Source organism: Streptomyces sp. NPDC043996, assembly GCF_056435225.1.
Genome location: NZ_JBWKEY010000028.1, coordinates 37,537 through 44,385, shown reverse-complemented (window position 1 = coordinate 44,385; position 6,849 = coordinate 37,537). Strand labels below are relative to the sequence as shown.

6 protein-coding genes are annotated in these 6,849 nt (G+C 69.0%); 3 read left to right on the top strand and 3 right to left on the bottom strand.

Annotated features, from left to right (window positions below; all coding sequences use genetic code 11):
• Positions 1–165: 165 nt before the first annotated feature.
• The gene (locus AC07A4_RS41510) at positions 166–1,386 is read right to left on the bottom strand and encodes a DNA polymerase III subunit beta (RefSeq protein ID WP_478609862.1); all 1,221 of its coding nucleotides are present in this window, start codon (positions 1,384–1,386) and stop codon (positions 166–168) included.
• Between the two features lie 565 nt (positions 1,387–1,951).
• Here AC07A4_RS41510 and AC07A4_RS41505 point away from each other — a divergent pair.
• The 3 genes from AC07A4_RS41505 (at position 1,952) to AC07A4_RS41495 (ending at position 4,651) form a co-directional block, all read left to right on the top strand.
• Entirely contained in the window at positions 1,952–3,259 is a 1,308-nt protein-coding gene (locus AC07A4_RS41505; RefSeq protein ID WP_478609860.1) for a DUF2637 domain-containing protein, read from the top strand.
• 241 nt (positions 3,260–3,500) lie between these two features.
• On the top strand, positions 3,501–3,929 hold the full coding sequence (locus AC07A4_RS41500) for a hypothetical protein (RefSeq protein WP_478609858.1): 429 nt from the start codon (positions 3,501–3,503) through the stop codon (positions 3,927–3,929).
• Positions 3,926–4,651, top strand: coding sequence for a bifunctional DNA primase/polymerase (locus AC07A4_RS41495; RefSeq protein ID WP_478609855.1), 726 nt, complete (start codon positions 3,926–3,928; stop codon positions 4,649–4,651). The genes AC07A4_RS41500 and AC07A4_RS41495 overlap by 4 nt, the downstream gene beginning before the upstream one ends.
• Positions 4,652–4,664: 13 nt before the next feature.
• Here AC07A4_RS41495 and AC07A4_RS41490 read toward each other — a convergent pair whose 3' ends face one another.
• Together AC07A4_RS41490 and AC07A4_RS41485 are read right to left on the bottom strand one after the other, a co-directional pair.
• Positions 4,665–5,510 (bottom strand): hypothetical protein, encoded by an 846-nt coding sequence (locus AC07A4_RS41490; RefSeq protein WP_478609865.1) that lies wholly within the window; start codon positions 5,508–5,510, stop codon positions 4,665–4,667.
• A gap of 994 nt (positions 5,511–6,504) precedes the next feature.
• Positions 6,505–6,843 carry a hypothetical protein gene (locus tag AC07A4_RS41485; RefSeq protein WP_478609852.1) on the bottom strand — a complete coding sequence of 113 codons (339 nt, stop codon included), beginning with the start codon at positions 6,841–6,843 and terminating at the stop codon, positions 6,505–6,507.
• Positions 6,844–6,849 lie beyond the last annotated feature (6 nt).

The following is a 6,849-nucleotide window of genomic DNA, read 5'->3' as shown; positions in this document are numbered from 1 at the left end:
GAGCTAGGCTCTACCTCTGCGCTTCACGCAGAGCGCACATCGGGGAATTCCGCTAAAGCGGAATTCAACCACACTTGCTAAAGATTAGCAACCCGCTTCGCGGGTTGCTTTACCGATTTGGAATTGGCTGACCAGAATGCGGTCAGCCAATTCCAAAAGGGCATTTCAGCTGTCAAGCCGGATCGGCATAAGCAGATACTTGTAGTTTCCGCTATGCGGATCGAGTTCTTCGGTGATCAGGACTGGCTTACTGAGTCGATGGGCATCAGTCAGTTGAATGTGGATGGTAATGGATTCCCCTGGGAATGAGTTTAGCGCATCCAGAAGGAAATCCGGGTTGAATGCGGTTTGATCCGCTTTCAGGGATGCGAGTGAGCCGTAGGCCTGCGTGCCCGGGGCGTGCATTCCCTTCGTCCTGTCTCGCTCCGGGGCATTCAAGACTGGAGTGACGGTGACCCCGGTAGGCCCGTAGGTGAGCGTGCACGGGGTGTTCCGCATGCCCTTGGCGTCCAGGATGGCAGCGGCCTTCTTGGTTGCCCGCGTCATCGCTTCGCGATCGACGCTCACCGCTGCGTGGTAGGCCTCAGGGAACAGCTTCCTGTAGGCCGGGAGCTTTCCCGCGAAGGGGCGCCCGCTGATCTCGATGTCTCCCAGGGTCAGGGTGAGGTAGTCGGCCATGCCGATGGCCACCTGGCCGTTATAGCCGCGCAGCTTCTGCATGAGCTTCCGCAGCAGCCTGGCAGGGAACATGGCTTCCACGGGCTCGCCGGCCTCTGTGACGCGCTCAGCGACGTCCTGCGTCTTCACCTCCCCGAGAGCAAAGCGGTAGCGGTCTGTGGCCGCTAGGCGCAGCAGTCCGCCTTCTACAGCCATGCTGACGCCTTCGAGGGTGGGGAGGGTGTCGTCCGTGCCTGCGGCCGGGATGACCCGTACCAGCTGGCGGAAGAGCTCCGGCCCGTCGACGGTGGCCACGTAAGGGGCAGGCTCGCGAAGCCGCGGGTAGGCCTCGACTTGGTAGGCCTCAATGGGTGCGGCTACATCTGGGGTAGCCAGGACGTCATCTTCAACGGTCACGGGAATGCGCGCGGCAACCGTCTTCTTTTCCCCTGCCGCTGCCGCAGCAAGAACCCTTGTGAGTTCCCGATGGTTGAGCAGACTGCGCCCACCAGTTTCAGTGACGTTGGCCCGAATGAGAACCGAGACAACAGTCTCGTAGTCAGTCGCCTTGGCCTTGATTCCATCGCCGCAGGACTCCAGCAAAACGCCCCGCAGTTCTTCGCTCGCAGAATTCGATTCTACGCCGAATTCGACAAGCTTTAGCGCCCGCGCCAATTCTTCGTGAGAAGTGGAGAACTTCACTGGGGAGGACGTTTTCGATTCAGTCATCTTCTTCCCTTTCAGGGTGAGACTTCGGCCTGCTGGGAGGGCTGCCACTGCCCAACCAGCATGAGAACAGTATAGGGCTTGAATCACGAATATAGGAGGTGGGCGCACTGATTAGTTATGACGAGATCCGGCCATCACCCGGCCGGGGCGCGGCGCGGTGGTCGCCGTCCGCAGCGCGGAGCGCGGTGGACTCGATTCCGGCGGCGCGGAGCGCCCAAGTTCAGCGCGGAGCGCGGGACTTGCCTGCCGGGGTCGGTGCGCAGAGCGCGGAGCGCTCGGTCGGGCGCGGAGCGGCCGGGCGCACGCCGGGTGCGGAGCACCCGGCCCTCCGGCGGCCGCCGGGGCGCGCCCCGGCCGGGTGAAGAGCTGATTGTGCCCACCCTCTGCTGCGCCCGCGCCCCCCCTCCCTGGCGGGCGGCGCGCACCCAGCTTGACATTGTGATGGAGTCCCTATACTGTTTTCTTGTGGCTCGTTAAGTTACATGTGACTCGTGCAATACCGGCGATAGCATGAACTCGCATGACGGGACCGCACGGTGAACACCCGTCACGGAGGAGGGAAGGGATGCAGAGCACCGAGGACACCACGGGGGGCCCCACACCCACGGAGCCAGCAGAGCACCCCCAGGTCAGCCACTGGCGCCCCCCGAAGCTCTCCTGGGTCGAATGGCTCTTCATGGCGTGCGTGGCCCTGGGCGCCCTGGTCGTGGGAGCGCTCGGCCTCTACAGCAGCTACGGGAACGTCACGCAACACATGGCCGCCAAGGGGTTCGAGCACCCCGCCCTTGTGCCAGTCGCCATCGACATCGCGATCCCTGTCTTCAGCTTGAGCTACCTCTTGCTCATCCGGCTCGGCATGGAGCTCGGCTGGGTGCGCTGGGTGTCCTGGATCCTGACCTACGTGACGATCCACCTGAACGTCACCAGCACCAACCAGCTGGATGCCCAGATCGCGCACGCGGCCCTTCCCGCCCTCTGGATCGCCTTCACCGAGGTTGTGGCGCACGGCTACCGCGTGTGGATCGGACGGGCCAACGGCACCCGCACCGACCCCATCCCCCTGATCAACTGGGCCCTGTCGCCATTCGCCACCGCACAGCTGTGGCGCCACATGAAGTTGTGGGAGGTCACCTCATACCGGACGGCCCTGGAACTGCGGAAACGGCAGATGCGCGCCCGCGCCGCCCTGCGCCGCCACTACGGGCGCCGCTGGCGCAAGAAGGCCCCCATCGAGCTCTGGTTCGAGTACCGCATCGGCGACCTCACCGCCGCCCAAGTCAACGACGTCCACCGGCACGGCGACCCCGAACGGCTGCTCGCCTACCGGACCAGCACCCAGGCCCCCGCTCCGACCTCCGCGCCTGCTCCCATTCCTGCCCCCCTGGATGCACGGCGCGAGCTGGAGAACCCCGACGAGTCAACAGCCCTTCCCCCCGGCGCCACGGCGGCCGTAACCCCCGTCGAGGGCGACTCGCCGTACACCGGATCGGACGTCAGCCTCAGCAAGGCAGCGGACAGTGCCGCCACCGCGCTCGCCGCCGGAGCCAAACCAGGCCCCCACAACCGCGCCACCCGCCCCCAGGCAGTCGCCACCGCGGCCGCTACGCCCCGGGTCTCCACCATGGTCAGCGTCGAGACCCGGATGGAGCGAGATGAGCGAGAGCGCCAGGAGCAGCAGGACGTGGCCGACCGGCGTGCCGCCAACTTCGAGAACGCTGTCGCTGTGGTGCAAGAGCTGGTCGCTCTGGGCGAGACCGTCAGCGGCCCGCGCATCGCCGGAGACGATCGCGTGAATGTCGGCACGCGCTCCGCGCAGCGGTACATCAAGAAGATGGTGGAGGAGGGCATCATCAGCCAGGCGGACGTCGAGTAGGCCCGACGTGTCGTCCCTACGGATCACGCTCTGAGTGCCGGTTTCATTCGCTACAGTTGGGCCCGCGGTCATCTGACCGCGGGCCCGGCTCATGGCCCGGTTCGTCTGGCCCAGACCGGACGAGCAACACCGAAGGTGCTCCGCGCCGAGCCGCCCACCACACCGCATCACCCTTGCTGGCCTCGCTCTTGGCGGCCGGTGAGTCTGGGATCACCACGAGCCGCGGAAACGAGAGCTTGAGATGCCGAAGAACCACGCGCGCAAGAACGCCCTGGCCGACCTCAAGGACGAGCTGGGCATCAAGCACGCCTGCGCCATCGCGCTCCTGGACCACCCCAACGCCAACGAGCGGGACACCCTGGAGCGGTACCTCGCGGAGTACATCGACATCAACACCTACCGCGAGGCGCTCGACTACCTCCGCCAGGAGCAGAACGACCCTCGCAACCAGCTCCTGTGCGAGCGGTGCGGCTGGACGAACGGCATGGTCTGCCCGGAGTGCGAGGAGGGGTGTGGGTGCGCGGTCGGCTGTACCGGGTGGCGGCACGGCGAGTACGGCGACGACGACCCGGACAGCGACCCGTACGGGTGCCCGGAGTGCGGTGCCGGCGGGTTCGGGGACCCGTACGGCGAGTGCTGCTGCTACGACGACGAGGCCGAGGCTGCGTGAACGTCCGCGACGTCCAGGCCGTCATCACCGCTAGCGGGCACGAGCGGCACGGCAGGCCGTACGGCGGCAGCGCCTTCCGCGCGTGCACCTGCCCCAAGGTCGAATGCGGGGCCGTCGCCAGCGGCAGCGAGCGCGATGACTGCCCCGAGCACCGCCGCAACCCGGTGCAGCTCTGGCACTGGGCTGCCGAATGCCCACAGGTCCTCACCGCCGCGCGCACGGCCGTCGACCGGGGCCTGGCCGTCTTCCCGCTCCCGATCGGCGGCCGGGTGCCCCAACATGGGTGGCAGCGCCAGGCCACCCTGCTGCCCGAGCGGCTGCCCGAGCTACTCGCCGGGCGAGGGGTCGGCATCGGCTGCCGGGCCTCCCACGTCGTCGCCCTGGACCTCGACGTGCACGGCGACGACGACGGGCCCCGCGTCCTCGCCGCCCTGGCCGCCCGGCTGGGGGAAGCGGTGCCCGAGACGTTCACCGTGTCCACCCCGTCCGGGGGGCGACACCTGTACTTCCGGGCGCCGATGGGCTGCACCATCGGCAGCACGTCCGGCGGGCGCACGAGGCTCGGGCCCGGCATCGACGTCCGCGGCCCCGGCCACCGCAGCGGCGGCTACCTCGTCGGGCCCGGCTCGCTCGTCGACGGACGGCCGTACGTCGTCGTCCGCGACGTGCCCGTGGCGCCCCTGCCCGACTGGATCGCCGAGCGTCTCCACGCTCACCGGTAGGAGGTGACCGCGTCTACAGGGGCCGCCGTCGCTGTCTCTGCCACTGATTCACCAGCGTGCTCAGCGCCGCTCGTTGTCGCTGCTCTTCAGCGAGGACGTCCCTGAGCGCTCGCCGGTTAAGGTAGGACTCCACCGCAGCGAGCACCAAGCGCCGCAGTTCAGCCGGGTCCAGGCCCTCGACCTCCCACTGCACCGGGCGTGCCGGGTCGTAGGCGTGACGCCGCGCCCAGGCCGCCCACCGCGGGTCACGCACCTTGCCTTCTGCGGCCACCAGGCCGTGCGTCTCGACCTGCTCCCGCGTCAGCAGTACCCGCTCCACCCGCGCCCAGCACCCTGTCCGGGCTACCCAGTCCCGCTCGACGTCCTCGCCCGAACAGTCCCAGTCCCCCACGTACAGCAACACCGCAGGCCTCGAATCGGCCGCCGTCCGCGCGCGCACCAGCTGTGCGTACGGCTCGCTGGCAAAGCCACGGACCACAAGCACCGGCACACCGAGCTCCCCGAGCCACGACGCGAACAGCGCGCGCAGCGTGTCCTTCTCCGCACACACGTACAGCGCCACCGGCTGCCCGGCCGTGCGGTCCAGACGGAACCTCTCCGGGACCTCGGCGAGCAGTTCGCCCGCGTCGGCCCACGCGGGCGGCACATGCACCTGCCGCGTGACGTCGACCAGCTCGGGGCCGTGCCCCATCCGCCGAGACGCAGCAAGGCGCGACGACAGCTTCCGGTACGCCCATCCCTGATGCGGGACCGCTCCCTCAGCGACAAGCCGGTAGTAGAGCTGGCGCAGCGTCACCGGCGTGCTGTACTCCGCGGCGATCGCGCAGGCCCGCTCCACCACCCGATTCCACTCAACCACCAGGTACAAGTACCCGCGCTGGAGCGTGAGTTGACTGCCGCAGCTTGCTCCGGTCTGCTTCCATGGTCTGCGTGATGATGCTCCTGACCCTGAGCGTGGGACTCGCTGCCGGGTACGCGGCACGGGTCTGGCGGCCGGGCCGCCGTATCGCCTCGTGGGCGGAACACCAGCCTCGCGGCACGGTCGCGTGGTGGGTCGCCCAACCCGTTCTCGTTGTGGCGATCGGCGCCGTCTGGCTCGCTCACCCTCGCCGCAGCCTCGCCAATACCCGCTCCTGGCACCGCACGGCACCACACGGTCAACCACCCGCGTACGACCCCGACTGGGGTGCCAAACGCCGCCGGATCAGCGGCTGAGCTGCTCTCGGCAGGACCGCACCACCGCGGACCCCAGTCCGCTGTCCCGCGCCCACCCGCACACCATCCGCGCGTCGAACTCCCGCGGCTTCACCGTGCCGCTGGGGCGCCGCACGGTGGGCCGCTGGGGCGTCGGCACCGATGAGGACGGCCGGGAGGCAGGCCGGGGCACGGCCGCTTCCGGCGCTGCCCGGCGTGCTGGTGCCGTAGGTGCCGCTGGAGCAGGCGGGGCCGCCGGGCGCGGCCGGTCCGGCATGACCGGCGCTGCCCGGCCCACAGACGGCCGGACAGGCTTGCGTGGTGCGGCCTTCCCCGACCGGACCAGCCGCGCCTTGCCAGATGGTTCGACGCGGGGGCCCGGTGAGGCGGACACCGAGACGAGCACCGAGCCCCGGCCGCCCGCCGGGGCGGCCCGCTGCTGCCCCTTGCCGGCCTCCGGCCCAGAGCCCACCGCGACACACCCCGTGGCAAGCAGCAGTGCGACCAGGGCCATCAGGGCCATGACGGGCTGGGTTCGGAGCATCCGCCTACCGTCGCGCACCACCGCCCACGTACGGCGGCAGCACGCCACGGGCCCACCAAGATGAGTGAGCACTCGGCCCTCCGCTCGCGCATCACTGATCAGTCAAGGTCGGCTGTCACCGGATCCGACGGGCGCACGTCGCCGGGATCACTCCGCCCTGCCCCCGCAGAATCCGCCAGGTCCACCCGCCCTTGCCGCACTTGTAGTAGGCCGGGCCCGACGTCGTGTGCTGCACCTCCGTCATGCACGACGTCACCACGTCCCCCCGGTGCAGATACCGCAGGACGCGGCCGGTGGGCCCGTACCGCACGGCCACCTTCTTCCCCGTGACCCGGAATTCCGGGCAGTCCCGCGCCACCGATGGCGCGGCGGGCATGGCGGACGACGACTGCGGGGCAACGAGGATTCCGGCGGCGGCCGCAGCCACCGCCACCATGGTGATCATCTTTCGCATAGCTGC

What these genes read in the sequence shown, in the direction of transcription:
- AC07A4_RS41510 (WP_478609862.1), bottom strand. Translation starts at nt 1,386, where the DNA reads ATGACTGAATCGAAAACGTCCTCCCCAGTGAAGTTCTCCACTTCTCAC.
- AC07A4_RS41505 (WP_478609860.1), top strand. Translation starts at nt 1,952, where the DNA reads ATGCAGAGCACCGAGGACACCACGGGGGGCCCCACACCCACGGAGCCA.
- AC07A4_RS41500 (WP_478609858.1), top strand. Translation starts at nt 3,501, where the DNA reads ATGCCGAAGAACCACGCGCGCAAGAACGCCCTGGCCGACCTCAAGGAC.
- AC07A4_RS41485 (WP_478609852.1), bottom strand. Translation starts at nt 6,843, where the DNA reads ATGCGAAAGATGATCACCATGGTGGCGGTGGCTGCGGCCGCCGCCGGA.